Consider the following 15838-nt stretch of genomic DNA (forward strand, 5'->3'; position numbering starts at 1 on the left):
CGGCGCTACGAACGCCGGGCGGACCATTTCGCATCCTTCGTCGCCATCGCTGCAGCCCTCATTTGCTACCGCCGACTTACCAAATGAGTCAACGTCTAAATATCGCCAAGCGGACTAGCGCCCGCGTTAGCGCTGAAGCACGCCAGCCGAATCAGAGGCGGCGAAGCACGCCGACGCCGCGCCTGCCGATCTCGTACGCGAGGCGTAGCTCTGTACCTGTCGGACGCGTCGACCGAAGAGATCGCCGACATCTTCAACGATGGCGAGGCGCCCCCGCCCGGCAGCACCGCGTGGACACCTAAAGAGATCGCGCGCACGCTGCGCGATCGAGTTCGGCCGAGCGGGCTCTACAGCCCTCGCTCTGCGACGGGCAGCCGCACCGTGATCGCGTTTCCGGGAGCCTCCAGAATGGGGCCAGCCACCATCTTGGTGGTTACCGATGGGTAACTTTAGAGTGGGGGTGCGAAGACCGTCCAAGCGATCCCGAAACCAACCCTCCATGCTGGGCTTGGGGGATGAGGTGCCACCCGGATGCGGATGTCGAACGCGGCGTCCTCTGGCGCAACGAATTCGACGATCTCGTAATTGTTGCTGAGCGATGACGACGAGGACACCACTGTGGTCCCGGTCATCAGCAGCAGGTCGAGATCAGCTTCGAGTCGTGAGTCCAAGAGCATGGGTATGCGGAACGGGGCCCAGCGCCTCACCTTGCTCGTCCAGGTGAGCGCGACCTTGACTGTGACCGGTCCGATGAGGGTTGATGGCGTCCGAACCCGGTAGACGAAGGGCACGAATCCCTGCGTGTCCGATGTGATAACGCCATGGTCCCAACCGCGCCTCCGCGGCGGCCCATTCGGTAGGCCCCGCATCGCGGCGATCTGGACGGCTTCGTAGGTGTTGAGCGCGCCCGAGCCGTCTGCGGCATCGGTGCCCGCCGCCAGATCCATTTGCCAGGTTTGGCCAGAGACATTGCGATCGGCGCTGGCGAGCAGAATGGCGCGGCAGGCCGTCCCTGTGAACTCCAGGGTTCTGTCGGCGTCTTGGATCAGTGCGGCTGCCCCGGCCACCGCTGGAGCGGAGAAGCTGGTGCCGTCCCACCCCATCCCGTCTGCGCCGGCTACTTGTACGGTGGTGCCGTTCGCGGCCAGTTCAGGCAACTCCCGGTCACCCGTGGAGCTCGGGTTGCGGAAGACCGTTGTGGGCGCCATCGCGGTCGCGGTGTCGTTGTGGTTGCCGACCTTCAACGTGTTGAAGCTCTTGTGGTTCACGAATTCAGCCTGTGGAGGGCTGGCCTCGGGCGGCATCGGCGTGTTCGTGTTACCTGCCGCCGAGACGATCGTGGGGAAGGGCGGGTGAAGAGCCAGCCAATCCAAGAGCACATCGTCTGCACTGAACACACCGCTGACAGCTTCGTCGGGCACGCGGTGGAAGCTCTGGTTGATCACCGTGGCTCTCGCTTCAGTCGCCCAGATCACCGAGTCGATAGAGTAGGTATTGGCGGCCATGATCCTGCAGTTAGGCGCATGCCCGCGGTGAGAGAAGAAGATCGACGGCCGGGTGTTCTTGATGACGGAGGTCACCGCCGTCGCGTGCGCGCTGAAGCCATCCGAGGGCAGCGCAGCCGACGCTATGTGCTGGTCCTCAATGTCGAGGAACGCGATGGCGTCGGGATGTTTCTCCCACACCGCCACGAAGATGCCGTTGCCGTCATAACCCGCACTGTGCGCCTGTTTTGTATAAGCGACAGAAACGGAATCGCCGAGATCGTCGACCCCTTCCGGGTTGTCCAGGAATACGGTGCCTACGGTGTCGGAATGTGCGAGCGTGCGCGCCTGCTCCACTGTCAGCCTGGCTCGTAGGAGGGGTACTCGCTCATATCGGTGCTCTGACACGGACGCACCGAGTTCTTCCAGTGTGTGAGCCAGAGCGTCTTGAGCCTGGCGCCATTCACGAACCGCTTCGGCATCCACCTCCGGTGGCCTTTGCCTCGAACCGTTGCCCGACTCGTCAAACCCGATACCGACCGATTCGACGGGGGGCCAGACGATCACGCTTACCTGCTCGTCCGGCGGCAGATCCTCCATGTGGTGCCACAAGGTCTCGTGTATCCGCCCGTACTTCGCGAACCTGCGCTGCTCAACGCCGTCCAAAACCGAACGGAAATCGATTTGCTGGCCTTGCTCGTCGAAGCCGAGGATCGTCAGCTCCTGGGTCTCCCGGTCGGCGACCTTGACTACCTCGATGTACTGTCCTTCTCCGTCTCGGGTAGCAGGAGCGCAGCGGGTCACTTGCAGTTCCCCGACCCTCAGATGAACCGCGTGCTCGACGCGACTGCCCGCCGGAATTGAGCCCGCGAGCACGGTGATGACGAACGGGACCACCTGGCGGTCGACCAGAATCCGGCCCTCTGCGTCGCAGAGTTGCTCCACCACGATCTCATAGCCGCCGACGTCCAGGCCTTCGGTGGAGATTTCGATGGTGGAGTCCCTGGCTATGACGGTTTGGTGAAGACCGTCAACGGGACCGCTCCTGCGGGATGCCGAGCAGAGACGGACCGCCGTGGCGGCGGAACGCGGGTGAATCTGGCGCTCTGCGGTGAGCGTCACGGCTGTTCCGGCCGAGATGAGCTCACCAGGAGTGATGGAGGGTCGCAGCAGCGTGCGCTTACCCGCATTCGTAGCATCGATAGTGCTCATGCAGTGACCGTAAGCACGGCAATCGGTGACGTTACCGGACCATCGCGGCTTATGACCATGATTTAGTCAATCAGGCGGATCGCGTGCTTCGCCGGAAACAACTCATGGCGCTTTGAAGAGACAGTCGGTGACACTCGCGGGCGACATCGGTTGCCGACCAGATCATGCAACTGTCCCGATCGGGCGCGACCTTGATCAGGTGAGATGCATCACAACCCATTCTGGCCGGTGGCGGACCGCCACGCCCCAACTGACCGCCGGTGTGGGCGGGTGCTCAGTGGCTCGGGTGGGCGGACCGGTAGTGCGCGGTGATGGCGCCCTCGATGCGTCGCCGCCGCGTCTCGCCTTCCGCGGCGGCCCTGGCGGTGAGCGCGTCCTCGATGTCCTCGCTCGTGAAGCCCACGGGCAGCAGCAATGGCCCTGGTGTCTCGCTGCCGGGGTGCTCGTCGTGGAACCAGCCGCAGCCGATCGGGCAGGGGAAGCGGACCGTGCCGCGGAACTGCCGCCCGGCCGGGAAGACGGGGGCCGGGATGATGCTGGGCGGCGGCAGGGCCGATGTGGCTTGCCGCTGGGCGCGGAGGTGGGCGTGAAGGAGTGCGTCCGGGTCGTCTCTTCGCGTCACGCTGCCAGTGTGTCAGGGGTTCACGGGCCTTGGGTGGGCGTGCGCTTCTACCCTGAGTGGGACTACTCCCCCGAGTCGAGGCGGCCGGCATGGCAGACGAGCGAGACAACCAGCGCGGCGGCGCAGACGACCTGCCGGACTCTGACGGCCCGCCACACGTCGCCCACTACCGGCCCGTGGAAGATCAGTCGGGCGGGATCCCCTCGCTGCAGGAGCAGGAGGCAGTCGTTCGCGAGTTCGCCGCGCGGCACGGGCTCGACATCTCCGTCCATGCCGACCTGGTACTTGCCGGGCTGGTCACGTGCGGCGCCTGCGGCGTCGACCTTCAGGTTGAGGAGGGCGGCGGCGTCGTCAGGTACGTGTGCGTGTCGAAGGAGTGCGGCCTGGTCCACGCTGCCGCGCGGGTGCTGGAGCCGCCGATCGTCGGCCAGGTGGTCGAGCGGCTGAGCAGCAGCCCCGAGCTGGCGGCAGACCTGCTGCTGTTCGCCATCGAGCACCAGGGCGCGGCCGACTTCGTGGAGCGCGGGGCCACCGGCAGCTTGGAGAGCTGGTGGGCTGGGTTGGACCCGGCGGCGCGGCGTGACCTGCTCGCGCTGCTCCTCGATCACGTCACGGTACTGCCGCCAGCGGGCCCGGACGACGTGCTCGACGTGGCGGGAAGGCTGTCGTTCGCCTGGCGGCAGTAGCGTCGCGGCTGGTGGTCAGTCTTCGATGCCGACGACGGTCCAGGTGCCGGCGTCTTCACGGAGGACGACGGTCGCCTGCCGGGTGCCGACGGCGCGGACCCGCCAGAACCAGATGGGGCGCGGGTCGGCGGATGCCCCCGGCTTCCACCATTGGCGGTCTTCGGACCAGTAGTGCAGGACCTCGGTCACCAGGTAGGTGCTGCCCCAGGCGCGGAACTTGAGCGGCCGGACGCTCCCGGCTTCGCCGGGCTCGGTTTCGGCCTGGGCTGGCTCGTCGTATCTGCGCACGAGCATCAGCATGCCGGACGCTCGAGCCGTTTATCGAACAGACTCGAACGGCGGCCATGCGCTACCACCGGGGTTGGCGGGCCAGCGCGAGTCCGACCACTTTGGCGGCACCGGCCTCGCGCAGCCGTCTCGCGACCGCGTTGAGCGTCTCACCCATGGTGAACACGTCGTCATACACCATGATCGTCTTGCCGTGGACGCGAGCGGGCTCCGGCACGCGTAGGACGTTGTACAACTCCGTGCCGACGGCCTTCCGGGCGGCCTTGCCTTCGGCCTCTCGCATACGTTTCGTCTCCGTCGTCTTGACGATCAGCGGCGGAGCAAGAACGAATGGCAGCCCATGGTCGTCTTGCTTAATCGCTTCTTCGATCGTGGTGGCGATGTAGTCGAGACTCGGCTGTCCCTTGCGCACGGCGGGCCGACCCGGGTTCGGGATGATCGCGTCCACGCTCGCGCAGACGGCTGGGTTGGCGTACAGGTAGCCGAGCACGATCCGTGCGTGGATCACGCACCACCCCCACCGGCCCTCCCATTCAGTCCAGTACTTCAGCTGGTAGATGGTCTGCTCCAGCTCATCGGACTTCAGGCCGATTACCTCGACACGTTCGAACTGCCGGGCCGGCGAGCCGCACAGGTCATTCATGCAGGCGACACCGGGCGCGTCTAACCGCTGACGACAGATCCTGCAGTTCGGATCGGCCGGCTGCCGGATGCGCTCGGAGGCGCACTGGTAGCACACCTCGATCGGGCCGGTGGTGACGTACGGGCAGCCATCGCGACACCTGGCGAAGCCTCGCGGTTCGGGCCGCTCAGCCGGGCTCGGCATCGGCCCCTACCCGAAGTCGAGCGCGAGCTGGTGGCGTCGGGCGTCGGCTTCGTGGATCCGATCGGGATCGGCGAGCACCTTGATGACGTCCTCCACCTGGTCGACCATGATGGCGCCGCGCGTGGCCACGTACTTCTCGGCCCACGGCTGAGCTTCGGTGAGACTGCGGATCAGGAACACCTTTTTACCGTGCTCCAGCGCGATGCGGGCCTGCATCTTCGCGCCGGACGTGCTGGACGCTTCGATGACGACGGTGCCTTGGGCGATGCCGCTCATGGTGACGTTGCGACGCGGGAAGGTGTAGGTCGCTCCGGGGGCGTCCGGCCAGAACTGGGAGACGACGGCACCGCGCTCGGTGATGCGCTCGGCCAGGGCGCGGTTCTCGGCCGGGTAGCAGCGCAGGATGCCGGTGCCGACGACGGCGATGGTGCGGCCTCCGGCCTCCAGGGCGGCGGTGTGGGCAGCGGTGTCGATGCCGCGGGCCAGGCCGGACACGACGGTGACGCTGCGTTCGGCGAGGAGGGCGGCCATGTTGCGGGCGCGGCGCAGGCCCATGTCGCTGGCCTGGCGGGTGCCGACGACGGCGACGCTGCGCAGGTCCGCTTCGGCGATCTGGCCTCGGATGAACAGGAACGGCGGCAGGTTGTAGATGAGTCGCAGCGTCGGCGGGTAGCCGTCGTCGAGGACGGTGACAAGCCGCGCTCCCCCATCGGCCGCGCGGGCGACGTCGGCCTGTGCGGCTTTCATGTGCCCATCGAGGTCAGCCTGGCTGGCGCGGATGACAGCCGTCGCGTTGGTGGCGTCCTCGGACACTTCGAGGGTTTCGCCGCGCCACAGACGGTCGACACCGTCGGGGCGTTGCGCTTCGCGTGCGAGCAGATACCAGCTGACGCCCTTCAGCTTGCACAGGGCGAGCAGCTTGGCCTGCTCTTCAGTTGTTCGCATACCTACTCTCCGGGAACTCATGTTCGGAATGCGCTTCTCTGCTGTTGTATCAAACGGTTCGGTCAGACGTTACGGCCGGGTGGCCAGTGGACTGTCAACTGTCGGTGGCTCCAGACGCATTCTTGCCCGGCCGGTGACCGGTCGGCTAGCCGTTCGGCTCTTCCCGCCGTCTCGATCCTGTTGCAGCCAGAAGCGGGACTCCCCTACCGGGTGATGCTGCGCATGTACGTCGAGGCCGCCCCCGGCCGGCTGGCGCGGGGGCAGCTGGGCTAGGCCATCTGGAAGATCACGCCGTTGCTGACGAGTAGGACATCTGGAAGATCACGCCGTTGTTGACGAAGATCTCGGCGATCTTGCAGGCGTCTTCGGTGCTGGCGATCTCCACGGCGACCTCCTCGCCCTGGGAGATGATCACGAAGGTGATGGCGGTGGTGGTGGTCATGCGGACCTCCGTGGTGGGGTGGCGGATGTTGTTATATCAACATCATAGCAATTTTGGATCTTGAACGTCCAGCGTTTTCGCAGGTGAACGGGCGTTTGTGCCGCGATTTCGGCGCGTAATGAAACTGCGAACCGCCTCGCACAGAACAAGGCCGGGCCCGCAGCCAGCCCGAGCATCCACATCACTCACGGAGACAGTTCCTGCAGGTGAAGGCATAGCGGTGTAACGCGGCCGGGTCCTGCGCGTATGGGCTCGTATGGGCGAGTTGGAAAAGTCCGGTGCCGGCGAGCCGCCGGGGTTGCGGTTGATGCGGATCGGCCCGGCGCTGACGGTCACGGCGGCGGCAGCAGTGGTATTGCTCGCCGGGGTGATCGCCGGAGGTCTGGCGCTGCTCGGCGTGCAAGGACTGAAACCAGAGGCACAGGTCAGCGCGACGACCTTGTTCGACCTGTTGAAGATCGCGTTCGCGGTGGTGGCCGGGCTGGGCGGACTGGTGGCACTGGTGGTGGCCTACCGGCGGCAGAAGGTCGCCGAAGCCGCTCAGGTACTAGCCGAGCAATCCAGCCAGCGAGAGGCCACCAAACTGCACAACGAGCGGTTCACCACCGCGTCGGGACAACTCGGCCACGATTCCCCGGCGGTGCGGCTGGCCGGCGCACACGCCCTGGCAGGGCTGGCCGACGACGCCCCCACCCGGGAACTTCGTCAGACCTGCATCGATGTGCTGTGCGCCTACCTGCGCATGCCCTACACCCCCAAACCTGCCAAGGACGCCCCCGAAGCCGACCGACTCGCCTTCGCCGGATTGCGCGAGGTCCGGCACACCATCATCCGGCTGATCACCGCCCACCTACGCGACAACGCCACGGTGTCCTGGCAAGGCCACGACCTGGACTTCACCGGTGTGGTGTTCGACGGCGGCGACTTCAGCGGCGCGGAGTTCTCCGGCGGCATGGTCACCTTCCGCGGCGCGGAGTTCTCCAGCGGCGGGGTCGCCTTCAGCGGCGCAGTGTTCTCCGGCGGCATAGTCGACTTCGGCCACGCGGAGTTCTCCGGCGGCGTGGTCACCTTCAGCTACGCGCAGTTCCTAAACGGCGGCATGGTCTACCTCGGTGCAGTGTTCTCCAGCGGCTCGGTCGCCTTCAGTCACGCACAATTCTCCGGCGGCGAGGTCAGCTTCATCGCCGCGCAGTTCGCCGGCAGCGCGGTCGGCTTCAACCGCGCGGAGTTCTCCGGCGGCACCGTCGCCTTCAGCTACGCGCGGTTCTCCGGCGGCACCGTCGACTTCCGCGACGCACAGTTCTCCGGCGGCACCGTCGACTTCCGCGACGCACAGTTCTTCGGCGGCGCCGTCGACTTCCGCTGCCAGTACCCAGGGCCCCTGTGGGAGGCTCCGCCGATGGGGATACCGGATCCAGTACCACCCGGTGTGCTGGAGCCGGCCTGGTGGCCCCACAGTGGCGCCGTGCCGGGTGCTGTCGAGAGCAAGGGCACGCCGGACGGGCCGACCGCGGTGAAGGAGTAAGACGGGACGCCAGCCCCCCACAGCCCGTTTCTGCCGTATCCCGGTGGCACGCCTATCGGGTGATGCTGCGCATGTACGTCGAGGCCGCCCCCGGCGAGGCAGGGTTCGGGCTCGGCCGCTGCGCGAGCGGCGCGTGCACGACCGCGCCCTGATTCGCCTCCGGGATCAGCCCGTAGGCGAGGATGACCGAGGCGTCGATCCGGCCCGGCGACAGTGGGTCGGTCGGCATCCACGTCGCCCACTCCCTCTCCAGGTCGGTGAACAGTCCGCGCAACCGCACCCGGTCCTGGATCATCAGCTGGGCGACCGGCTCGGCGCGCAGCAGCTTGCCCTGCTTGGCGCGCAGCGCCTTCACCAGCGGCGGCAGCTTGCCCTTCGGGATCTCCTCCGACCGCTGCAGCGCCTCCCACGAGGTGCGGATCGCCAGCTCGCACATGTCGCCGCCGTAGTTCGTTTCGACGAACACGACGCTGGCGTCGGTCTCGTAGGCGAGGCGGCAGGCGGCCGTCGACCAGGCGGCCGACGACATGACGCCCGACCAGTCGTGGGTGATCCACACCCGGTTGTCGTCGCCGAGGAAGCCGCCGACGACGCCGGCGGTGTCGCGGCCGCCACCCGACGGGTCGACGGCGACGGCGATCTTCTGCGGTTCGACGTTCCCGCCCGGGTCGCGGATGAGGCGCAGCAGTTCCTCCGACACCAGCGCACCTTCGTACGGCTGCGGGTCGCCTTGGCCGAGCGCGTGCCAGTCACGCACGATCGACGTGCGCTTCATGTCCTCCCACCACGCCAGCAGTGCCGCCCGGTCGCGGGTGCGGATCTTCGGGTGGGTGAGCGGGTCGCCGTCGCGGCGGCCGAGCGGGTCGGGCCCGAATTTGCTGGGGTTGGCGATCGCCGGCAGGTGCACGACCTTCCACCGGCCGCCCTCCTCCAGGCGGCCCTCCTCCTCCAGGCGGCGGCCCGCCCAGTCGTCGACGTGCCAGCGGGTGAGGATGCCGACGACGGCGTTCCGGTCGGGCTGCAACCTCTTCAACGCCGTCGAGGAGTACCAGTCGTGCACGGCCTGCCTGCTCGTCGGCGATTCGGCGTCGGCGCGGTCCTTGTGCGGGTCGTCCAGCAGCAGCAGGTTGACCGGGAAGCCGGTCAGGCCCGACCCGACCGACACGGAGCGGACACCGCCGCCCGAGGTCAGGTCCCAGTCCTGGGCGGCCGACGAGCCCGGCTTGAGCGCCAGGTCGTACTCGTGGCCGTACTCCTCGATGTAGCCGCGGATCACCTTGCCGCGCCGCAGCGCCAGCGCGTCGCTGTAGGAGGTGACCGCCACCTTGTCGCGCGGATGCCTGGCCAACCACCAGAACGGGAACCATTCGGCGACGCACGTGCTCTTGCCCACCTGCGGAGGGGTCACCACGAGCAGCCGGTCGTAGTCGCCGCGCTCCACCTCCGCCAACGCCTGGGCGATCACCTTGAAGTGCGGCCGCATCACGAACGTGGCATCCAGGCCGCGCGCCAGCGTCACCGGGTCGGTCAGCAGGTCGCGGCTGGTGTGCCGCTGGGCAGCGGCCAGTTGCCGGTACAGCTCGACGTCGTCGAGGTGGGCCAGCTCGTCGAAGTTGTCGCGGCGGGTCAAGCCGGCCCGACGCCCTCAGCGTCCGCTGGCGGCTCCTGGTGCGTCTTGGCCGGTTCGGCGGGCTCGGTGTCGACGACGACCAGGTGGACGCGCAGCCCGACGAGCGGCCCGGCGCTGTGCTGGATGACCTCCACCATGGCGCCGTTCTCGACCTGCTCGGCGTCCAGGGCGTGCACGAAGTCACGCAGCTCGGCCACCCGCATCACCCCGCCGTGCGGCTGCCTGCTGGTGACCGTCAGCGTCCGGGTCGTCGACCGGTCCACCTGCGCCACGACGCTCACCCCTCGCCGTCGCCGAGCGCAGACGTCTCGGCGTCGGCCGCCTGGTCGACGTCGTCGGGGGCCGGGTAGTCCTCATCGTCGTCCTCGTGGCCGTCGACGGCTGCCACGCGGCGCGCCACCGCGGCCGCCATGTCGCCGAGGATGCGGCGGCGCTCCTCCGGCGGCAGGGAAGCGAAGTCGGCGACTTGCACGGTCAGCGGGTCGCCGCCCGGCCCGGTCACCGCGACGGTCATCGCCGGGTCGCCGAACAGGATGCGCCGATGCCGCATCGTCACGTCCATCAGCCGGATCGTGTCGCCCGGCGACAGGTCGGAGGCGTTCAGCGACGGCAGCCGCTGGGCGAGCTTCCCGATCGCCGCGTTCAAGATCTTGGCGTCGGATTCGGCGGCCTTGCGGCGCTCTTCGACCCACGTCTGCTCGTACAGCCTGTCCAGATGACGGTCGTAGGCTTCGGCCCGCTCGCGCCACTTGAACGCCGCCGCGACGTCGCGCACGTAGCGATCGTTCTTGGTCAGGCTGGCAGCGGTCTTGCGGAGGGTTCGGGCGCGGCCTTGGTCGCGGTACTCGCAGAACTGGGCGTGGCGGGTGATGGATTCGTCGGGCTGTCGCTCCCAGGGGTCGAGTGTGGGGTCCATCTGTAGCGGCTTGAGCTTGCTCATGGCGGGCTATGCCTGGTCGGAGGGGGTGTAGTTGGCTCCGGAGAGGTAGTCGCCTGCCAGGCGTTCCAGGAGTTGCCAGCCTTGTCCGTGGGGGATCTCTCCGAGTCCTTGTGCGCGGGCGATGGCTTTGTTGAGGGTGATGGCGGCGGGTGCGGGGAGGGTGCGGGCGCCGATGACGGTTTCGAGGCCGACGTGTCCGGTGTGGGTGAGGTCTCCGTCGGGGTTGGTGTAGCCGTCTTGGAGGTCGGCGAGGTGGCGTTCGGTGATGGCGAGGATGGCGTGCAGTGCGGTGGCGACGTTGGTGACCTTGTGGGCGGCGTGGGTGGAGGCGAGTGTGTCCAGGGTTTGTTCGTAGTCGGCGCGGGCGGCGAGCCAGGTTTCGTCTTGGCCGACGCGGGCTTCGTTGAACGCGGTGCGGGCGGCCTCGAGTTCGGCGGGCAGGAAGATGAGCTGGACGGTGGCGAAGTCGAGGTTGGCCTCCGATAGTCCTTCGGGCTGGACTTCGGCGAGGAGGGCCAGGTCGGCGTCGTCGAGGCCGGAGTAGGCGCGCCAGTCGACGTCGTCGAGCTGCTCGTACAGGTGCTTGAGGGTGGCGGGGTCGTCTTCGCCGGCGATGCTGTTGTGGGACAGCTGGAGGGCGATGAGCTGCTGGGGTGACAGCCGCTCCTCGATGAGCATGGCGTCGATGTCGAACACTTCGGCGTCGACGGCGGCGTCGCAGCGGTGGTTGCCGGACAGGATCAGCTCGCGGCCTTCGTCGTACTCGCCGCCGGCGTAGATGAGGGGGACGCTGGTGAGGCAGCCGTCGCGGCGGACGTTGGCGACGAGCCGGTCGTACTCCTCCTTGCGCATGTACCTCGCGTTGACTGGGAGGCGGGTGAGGGTGCGCGGGTCGCGGCGGACGAGCCGCGGGCGCAGGCTGCTGGTGGTGTCGGTCATCGCTGGTCCTTGCCGTGCTTGCGCTTCCACAGGTCGAGGGCCTCGGCCAGGGTGCGGTCCCCGATCGGGCCGCCGTACTGCAGCTGGTAGCGGTGGATGCCGTCGGCTGCGGGTTCGGTGCGTTTCTGCAGGGTGACGCCGGGGATGCCGCGGCCGTACTTCGCCGAGTTGGGGTTGTCGGTGAACGCGGTCGTCGACCAGGCGGTGATGCGCCGGGACAGTGAGCGCTGCAGCAGCAGCTGCGCCTCGCGGGTGGAGGCGGCCATCACGATGAGCTTGGCGAGGCGCCGGTACTTCGTCCACGAGACGGGGAAGTCGCTCATCAGGTAGGCGCACGACGGCTCGTACTTGGGCGGCAGGAACGCGAACGCGCCGATCAGCTGGCTGTCGACGGCGACGCCGCAGGCGAGCAGCGGCGTGCCGGGCTTGATGGTCTTGGACATGAACTGGGAGCGGATCGCGGCGAACTGGCCGCCGGTCAGCACGTGGAGGGTCATGCGGTCGCCGAGCTCGTCGTCGGGGCCGATCTTCGGCATGGGGATCGGGGCGACGGCCTGGCGGGGGCGGACGATGCGGCGCGGCCCGGAGGCGGCGTACACGTAGATCGGGAGGCCGCGGTTGGCGGTCTGGACGACGCCGGCGAGCTGGGCGCGCAGTTCGGGGCGTTCGATGTGCAGGCCGAGCATCCAGTTGGGGCGGTCGCGGACCTGGGCGATGATCTGCTCTTTGCCGTTCTCGTCGAGCTCGTCGAAGTCGGGGGCGGGCCAGTCGAAGGCGGCGTCGATGGGCGCGAACTGGGCCTCATAGTCGCCGCCGTAGAAGGGCGGGAACATGACGACGGGCGCGTCGTCGGGCACGACCTTGGTCAGGTAGTCGCGGACGTCGCCGGCGAAGTAGGAGCCGAGCCGCACCGTCAGGTTCCGCAGCTTGGTGGCGGTCTTGTCGTGCATGCGCGGCCACTGGTCCTGAGTGGCGGCGAGCATCCGCCGGTAGTACGGGCCGGTCTTGCCGACCCACTGCAGGAAACGGGTGCCGAGCATGAGGGTGGCGAGCAGGTCCGTGGAGTCGTCCAGGTAGGGGCTGAGCCAGCCGAGGTCGTCCTCGTGCTCCTCGCGGAGGGTGAAAGGGAGGGGCCGGCCGGACATCCACCAGCCGAGCGCGCAGCTGTAGGCCTGGACGTCGTTGCCGTGCACCGCTCTGGTCGCGCCGAAGCGGGCGTGCAGCACCCTCTCGATCGTAAAATTCCCACTACAGCCGACATATATATCCGAGCCCGGCCACATGCCCGCGTGCTCGTAGATGATCGAGCGGAGCGGCGCTGGGATCGAGCCGTGGAACATTGTTCGTCACCCCGTGGCTTCGAGAGAACTGGGCGACCACGCGAGCCGGTAGTCGGTCGCATGGCGGTTGCACTTGCTGGCATTGCAGCTACGACAGAGAGGCTGAATGTTGCTGATCCAGTTCGACCCGCCCCAGGTGAGAGGAACAACGTGATCTGGCTCTAGCGGGCCGACGGCACGGCAGGCAACGCAGCCGTTCTCGTAGTGCGCGACAACTGCTAGCCACTCCTCGTCCGTGAAGGTTCCCTCGGCGTTCGCGCGGCGGGCCCTTGCCCGCGCGTTCTTGACCCGGACCCGATCCGGGTTGGCCGCATAGGCGGCACGGCGCCGCTCGTTCCAGTCCGGGCGCTGCTGCTGGCGACGGACTATCTCGCGATGCTTCTCCGGGTCGGCGGCGCGGCGCTTCGCCATCTGCGCCGCCTTGTAAGCGCGGACGCATGGCTTGCAGGAGTATGCCCGGCCTAGCCTGTCGTGCGCCTCCTTGTGAAACTCCTCCAGGGGCTTGAACTCCTCACACCGCGCGCATGTGCGCTTGCCGGTCCTCTGTTCCAACTCGATGAGGGCCCGGCGCTGTCCACGGTTAGTTCCCCGCATCCCACCAATGTACATTGATGTACATGAACGTACCGGGACTACCATGGACGTCATGCCCGAGGAGCCAGAGCTGAGCGTCGCCGAGTTCCGCGCCAAGATGGCCGACGTCCTCAACGACGCCGCTGTACGCGGCCAGATCACCTTCATCACCAACCGTGGCCGCCGTGTGGCCGCAGTCGTGCCGGTACCGATTGCCGAGGAGCACTTGGGCGACCGTCCGACTTGACGGACAGCGGACACCGGCGAGGGGCGGGAATCGATCCGTGAAACAAGGCGGCCCCCGGGTGCGTGGTGCGGTGGAGCGCCGGCCAGGACTTGAACCTGGACCTCCCCTCCGGAAGAGGGGTGTGCGACTAGCGACCTCCGGCGCGTTCGATCGGCTGCGCCGCTGCACAGGCAGCCGATCGCCGCCGATGCTAGCCGATCACATGCAAGGGGACAGTCAAGGATGGTCCCCGCCCGGCTGGAGTGTCGCGTAGGGCGTTGACCTGCGGCGGAGCGGCTTGACCGTGTATCTACCGGTTCGCGTGTGGCGGGGTGGGGGGCGTCGGGTACGGCACGGGCATGGCGCATCTTCCCGCCTACCAGCCGATGATCGCGCAGGCGGGCCCGGTGCCGCCGGGTGACTGTTGGGCGGTTGAGATGAAGTGGGACGGCATCCGCGCGCTGCTGTACGTCGAGGACGGTCGGGTGCGGATCCAGTCTCGCAACGGCGCCAACGTGACGGCCGCCTACCCGGAGCTGCAGATGCTGGCCGGCGCGGTCGGCGGGCACTCCGTGGTGCTCGACGGCGAGATCGTCGCCTTCGACGACGCGGGCCACGTGTCGTTCCAGGCGCTGCAGCCGCGGATGCACGTGTCGCGGCCGGCGCGGGTGGCCGAGCTGGTGCGCGCGGTACCCGTCACCGTGATGCTGTTCGACCTGCTGCACATCAACGCGGCCAGCGCGGTGCGCATGCCGTACCTGGAGCGGCGGGCGCTGCTGGAGCAGACCGTGCTGCCTGGCGCCCGATGGCAGGTGCCCGTCTACTTTCCCGGCGGCGCGGACCGGGCGCTGGTGCTGAGCAGGCAGCTCGGGCTGGAGGGCATCGTGTGCAAGCGGTCGGACTCGCCGTACCGGCTGGGCCGCCGCTCGGCCGACTGGGTGAAGGTCAATTCTGTAGGGGTTGGCGGACCGGAGGCGGACATGCTCGGTCGTTCTCGCAGCTCAGCGCCCCCCAACGGGGTGCCCTCCTGGTGCGCGACAGCTGTCCGGGGGCACTGGAAGCGCATCCTTGCAGGTCGTCGTCATCATGTCCGGCCGGGGGCCAGTCTGGGGTGCTCACGAGAGCGTTTGATCTGGCGGAATGGGGAGTGTCAGAAGATCGCTTCCCAGGAAGCGGATGATCGCATCCCGCGAGTTCTTCTCTTCCGAATCCGGTGAACCTCACCGGTTGTAGAGCCTGCATGCCGACAGATAACTGACCAGGGCGATGCCCGCGCTCCACACAGCCGCCTCCAGGAAGCTGGTGCTCGGCGAACCAGCGCAAACCGGCTGGCATCGGCTTGGTCGGGACGAAGCCGCTGCCGAGCAACGGCAGCAGCATCAGCGGCATCGGCAGGTTGCTGGCCGTGGCTACGTTCTTGGTGACCATGGCGAGCACGACCGACAGCCAGGTGATCGCGAAGGTGAACATGGCCAGCACACCGACCACGCCGAGCCAGTCCGGCACCGAGGCGGACGGGCGGGCGCCGATCAGCAACGCCACCACGGTCACCACGGCAATCGCGAGGAATGTCTGCACCATCGCCCCGAGTACGTGCCCGGTGAGCACCGAGACGCGGGCGATGGCCATGGTCTTGAACCTGGCGATGATGCCCTCGGTCATGTCGATGGCCACCGAGATGGCGGTCCCCTGCGCGGCGCCCGCGATCCTCGTGATCATGATGCCGGGGACGAGGTAGCTGGCGTAGGCGGCGCGGTCGGCGCCGATGCCCGCACCCATGGTGCCGCCGAAGACGTAGACGAACAGCAGCCGGAACACCACGGGCACGGACGCGAACGTGAGGATCAGCGTGGGGTAGCGCCAGATGTGTTTGACCTGGCGCCGCGCCGGCTGTCCAAGCTGTGGGCCAAGCAGGCCGCCGCCAGGGCCAAGCAGGAGGCCAGAGAGGCCAGGGAGAAAGCAGCGAAGGAGAAGGCGGCGGCCGACGCGGCGGCGAAGGCCTCGCCTGCCCCGCCGGCACCCGAGGCCGGCGCTCCCGCAGACGGACGGGCGGCGAAACAAGCCCCGGCGTCGACAGCATCGCGGTGCCCGGTGTGCGGCGCGGCGATCGGCCAGGCGCGCACCGGCCGCCCGGCCCGCTACTGCGGAAACCCGTGCAAG

General features: G+C 68.0%; 16 protein-coding genes, 1 tRNA gene and 3 pseudogenes. 6 read left to right on the top strand and 14 right to left on the bottom strand.

Annotated features, from left to right (window positions below; all coding sequences use genetic code 11):
• Positions 1 to 87: pseudogene (locus ABFX50_RS49205) on the top strand (IS5/IS1182 family transposase); the annotation flags it as partial.
• 362 nt (positions 88 to 449) lie between these two features.
• Here the strand turns inward: ABFX50_RS49205 and ABFX50_RS49210 are convergent.
• Positions 450 to 2696 carry a S8 family serine peptidase gene (locus ABFX50_RS49210; protein ID WP_346157885.1) on the bottom strand — a complete coding sequence of 749 codons (2247 nt, stop codon included), beginning with the start codon at positions 2694 to 2696 and terminating at the stop codon, positions 450 to 452.
• 274 nt (positions 2697 to 2970) lie between these two features.
• On the bottom strand, positions 2971 to 3318 hold the full coding sequence (locus ABFX50_RS49215; RefSeq protein WP_346157888.1) for a hypothetical protein: 348 nt from the start codon (positions 3316 to 3318) through the stop codon (positions 2971 to 2973).
• A gap of 89 nt (positions 3319 to 3407) precedes the next feature.
• On the opposite strand from ABFX50_RS49215, the gene ABFX50_RS49220 reads away from it, so the two are divergent.
• Positions 3408 to 4004, top strand: a complete 597-nt coding sequence (locus ABFX50_RS49220; RefSeq protein ID WP_346157891.1) for a recombinase zinc ribbon domain-containing protein — start codon at positions 3408 to 3410, stop codon at positions 4002 to 4004.
• A gap of 15 nt (positions 4005 to 4019) precedes the next feature.
• Here the strand turns inward: ABFX50_RS49220 and ABFX50_RS49225 are convergent, their stop codons facing one another.
• The 4 genes from ABFX50_RS49225 to ABFX50_RS49240 all read right to left on the bottom strand — a co-directional run bounded on the left by ABFX50_RS49225 (position 4020) and on the right by ABFX50_RS49240 (position 6505).
• Entirely contained in the window at positions 4020 to 4304 is a 285-nt protein-coding gene (locus ABFX50_RS49225) for a DUF6504 family protein (protein WP_346157893.1), read from the bottom strand.
• A gap of 49 nt (positions 4305 to 4353) precedes the next feature.
• Positions 4354 to 4935 (bottom strand): ComF family protein, encoded by a 582-nt coding sequence (locus ABFX50_RS49230; protein ID WP_346157895.1) that lies wholly within the window; start codon positions 4933 to 4935, stop codon positions 4354 to 4356.
• Between the two features lie 189 nt (positions 4936 to 5124).
• Positions 5125 to 6084, bottom strand: coding sequence for a DNA-processing protein DprA (locus ABFX50_RS49235; protein ID WP_346157898.1), 960 nt, complete (start codon positions 6082 to 6084; stop codon positions 5125 to 5127).
• 265 nt (positions 6085 to 6349) lie between these two features.
• Positions 6350 to 6505: a hypothetical protein gene (locus ABFX50_RS49240; RefSeq protein ID WP_346157901.1), complete on the bottom strand. Its 156-nt coding sequence runs from the start codon at positions 6503 to 6505 to the stop codon at positions 6350 to 6352.
• Positions 6506 to 6761: 256 nt separating this feature from the next.
• On the opposite strand from ABFX50_RS49240, the gene ABFX50_RS49245 reads away from it, so the two are divergent.
• Positions 6762 to 8030, top strand: coding sequence for a pentapeptide repeat-containing protein (locus tag ABFX50_RS49245; RefSeq protein ID WP_346157905.1), 1269 nt, complete (start codon positions 6762 to 6764; stop codon positions 8028 to 8030).
• A gap of 52 nt (positions 8031 to 8082) precedes the next feature.
• On the opposite strand, the gene ABFX50_RS49250 is transcribed toward ABFX50_RS49245, so the two are convergent.
• The 6 genes from ABFX50_RS49250 to ABFX50_RS49275 are packed head-to-tail and all read right to left on the bottom strand — an operon-like array spanning position 8083 to position 13290.
• Positions 8083 to 9660, bottom strand: a complete 1578-nt coding sequence (locus tag ABFX50_RS49250) for a terminase large subunit domain-containing protein (protein ID WP_346157908.1) — start codon at positions 9658 to 9660, stop codon at positions 8083 to 8085.
• On the bottom strand, positions 9657 to 9932 hold the full coding sequence (locus ABFX50_RS49255) for a hypothetical protein (RefSeq protein WP_346157909.1): 276 nt from the start codon (positions 9930 to 9932) through the stop codon (positions 9657 to 9659). Before ABFX50_RS49255 ends, ABFX50_RS49250 begins: the two co-directional genes overlap by 4 nt.
• A 5-nt stretch (positions 9933 to 9937) precedes the next feature.
• Positions 9938 to 10600, bottom strand: coding sequence for a hypothetical protein (locus ABFX50_RS49260; protein ID WP_346157911.1), 663 nt, complete (start codon positions 10598 to 10600; stop codon positions 9938 to 9940).
• Between the two features lie 6 nt (positions 10601 to 10606).
• A complete protein-coding gene (locus tag ABFX50_RS49265) occupies positions 10607 to 11539 on the bottom strand; it encodes a hypothetical protein (RefSeq protein WP_346157914.1) in 933 nt (310 codons plus the stop codon).
• Positions 11536 to 12879, bottom strand: a complete 1344-nt coding sequence (locus ABFX50_RS49270; RefSeq protein ID WP_379505839.1) for a putative antirestriction adenine methyltransferase — start codon at positions 12877 to 12879, stop codon at positions 11536 to 11538. The genes ABFX50_RS49265 and ABFX50_RS49270 overlap by 4 nt, the downstream gene beginning before the upstream one ends.
• Before the next feature lie 6 nt (positions 12880 to 12885).
• On the bottom strand, positions 12886 to 13290 hold the full coding sequence (locus tag ABFX50_RS49275) for an HNH endonuclease signature motif containing protein (RefSeq protein ID WP_346157919.1): 405 nt from the start codon (positions 13288 to 13290) through the stop codon (positions 12886 to 12888).
• A gap of 235 nt (positions 13291 to 13525) precedes the next feature.
• Between ABFX50_RS49275 and ABFX50_RS49280 the strand changes: the two genes are divergently transcribed.
• Entirely contained in the window at positions 13526 to 13699 is a 174-nt protein-coding gene (locus tag ABFX50_RS49280; protein WP_346157922.1) for a type II toxin-antitoxin system prevent-host-death family antitoxin, read from the top strand.
• A 71-nt stretch (positions 13700 to 13770) separates the two neighbouring features.
• On the opposite strand, the gene ABFX50_RS49285 is transcribed toward ABFX50_RS49280, so the two are convergent.
• Positions 13771 to 13843 (bottom strand) — tRNA-Gly (locus ABFX50_RS49285).
• 194 nt (positions 13844 to 14037) lie between these two features.
• Here ABFX50_RS49285 and ABFX50_RS49290 point away from each other — a divergent pair.
• Positions 14038 to 14895, top strand: a complete 858-nt coding sequence (locus ABFX50_RS49290; RefSeq protein ID WP_346157923.1) for an ATP-dependent DNA ligase — start codon at positions 14038 to 14040, stop codon at positions 14893 to 14895.
• 151 nt (positions 14896 to 15046) lie between these two features.
• Here the strand turns inward: ABFX50_RS49290 and ABFX50_RS49295 are convergent.
• Positions 15047 to 15505 (bottom strand): annotated as a pseudogene (locus tag ABFX50_RS49295) (ABC transporter permease); the annotation flags it as partial.
• Positions 15506 to 15544: 39 nt separating this feature from the next.
• Between ABFX50_RS49295 and ABFX50_RS49300 the strand changes: the two are divergent.
• Positions 15545 to 15838: pseudogene (locus tag ABFX50_RS49300) on the top strand (hypothetical protein); the annotation flags it as partial.

The sequence above is a fragment of the Nonomuraea recticatena genome, from assembly GCF_039533245.1.
Taxonomy (GTDB): domain Bacteria; phylum Actinomycetota; class Actinomycetes; order Streptosporangiales; family Streptosporangiaceae; genus Nonomuraea; species Nonomuraea roseola.

Excerpts from the sequence above, each read along its gene's own strand:
- ABFX50_RS49235 (WP_346157898.1), bottom strand. The coding sequence starts at position 6,084 with ATGAGTTCCCGGAGAGTAGGTATGCGAACAACTGAAGAGCAGGCCAAG.
- ABFX50_RS49275 (WP_346157919.1), bottom strand. The coding sequence starts at position 13,290 with ATGGCGAAGCGCCGCGCCGCCGACCCGGAGAAGCATCGCGAGATAGTC.
- ABFX50_RS49230 (WP_346157895.1), bottom strand. The coding sequence starts at position 4,935 with ATGAATGACCTGTGCGGCTCGCCGGCCCGGCAGTTCGAACGTGTCGAG.
- ABFX50_RS49240 (WP_346157901.1), bottom strand. The coding sequence starts at position 6,505 with ATGACCACCACCACCGCCATCACCTTCGTGATCATCTCCCAGGGCGAG.
- ABFX50_RS49280 (WP_346157922.1), top strand. The coding sequence starts at position 13,526 with ATGCCCGAGGAGCCAGAGCTGAGCGTCGCCGAGTTCCGCGCCAAGATG.
- ABFX50_RS49220 (WP_346157891.1), top strand. The coding sequence starts at position 3,408 with ATGGCAGACGAGCGAGACAACCAGCGCGGCGGCGCAGACGACCTGCCG.
- ABFX50_RS49245 (WP_346157905.1), top strand. The coding sequence starts at position 6,762 with ATGGGCGAGTTGGAAAAGTCCGGTGCCGGCGAGCCGCCGGGGTTGCGG.
- ABFX50_RS49270 (WP_379505839.1), bottom strand. The coding sequence starts at position 12,879 with ATGTTCCACGGCTCGATCCCAGCGCCGCTCCGCTCGATCATCTACGAG.
- ABFX50_RS49210 (WP_346157885.1), bottom strand. The coding sequence starts at position 2,696 with ATGAGCACTATCGATGCTACGAATGCGGGTAAGCGCACGCTGCTGCGA.
- ABFX50_RS49265 (WP_346157914.1), bottom strand. The coding sequence starts at position 11,539 with ATGACCGACACCACCAGCAGCCTGCGCCCGCGGCTCGTCCGCCGCGAC.
- ABFX50_RS49290 (WP_346157923.1), top strand. The coding sequence starts at position 14,038 with ATGGCGCATCTTCCCGCCTACCAGCCGATGATCGCGCAGGCGGGCCCG.
- ABFX50_RS49225 (WP_346157893.1), bottom strand. The coding sequence starts at position 4,304 with ATGCTGATGCTCGTGCGCAGATACGACGAGCCAGCCCAGGCCGAAACC.
- ABFX50_RS49260 (WP_346157911.1), bottom strand. The coding sequence starts at position 10,600 with ATGAGCAAGCTCAAGCCGCTACAGATGGACCCCACACTCGACCCCTGG.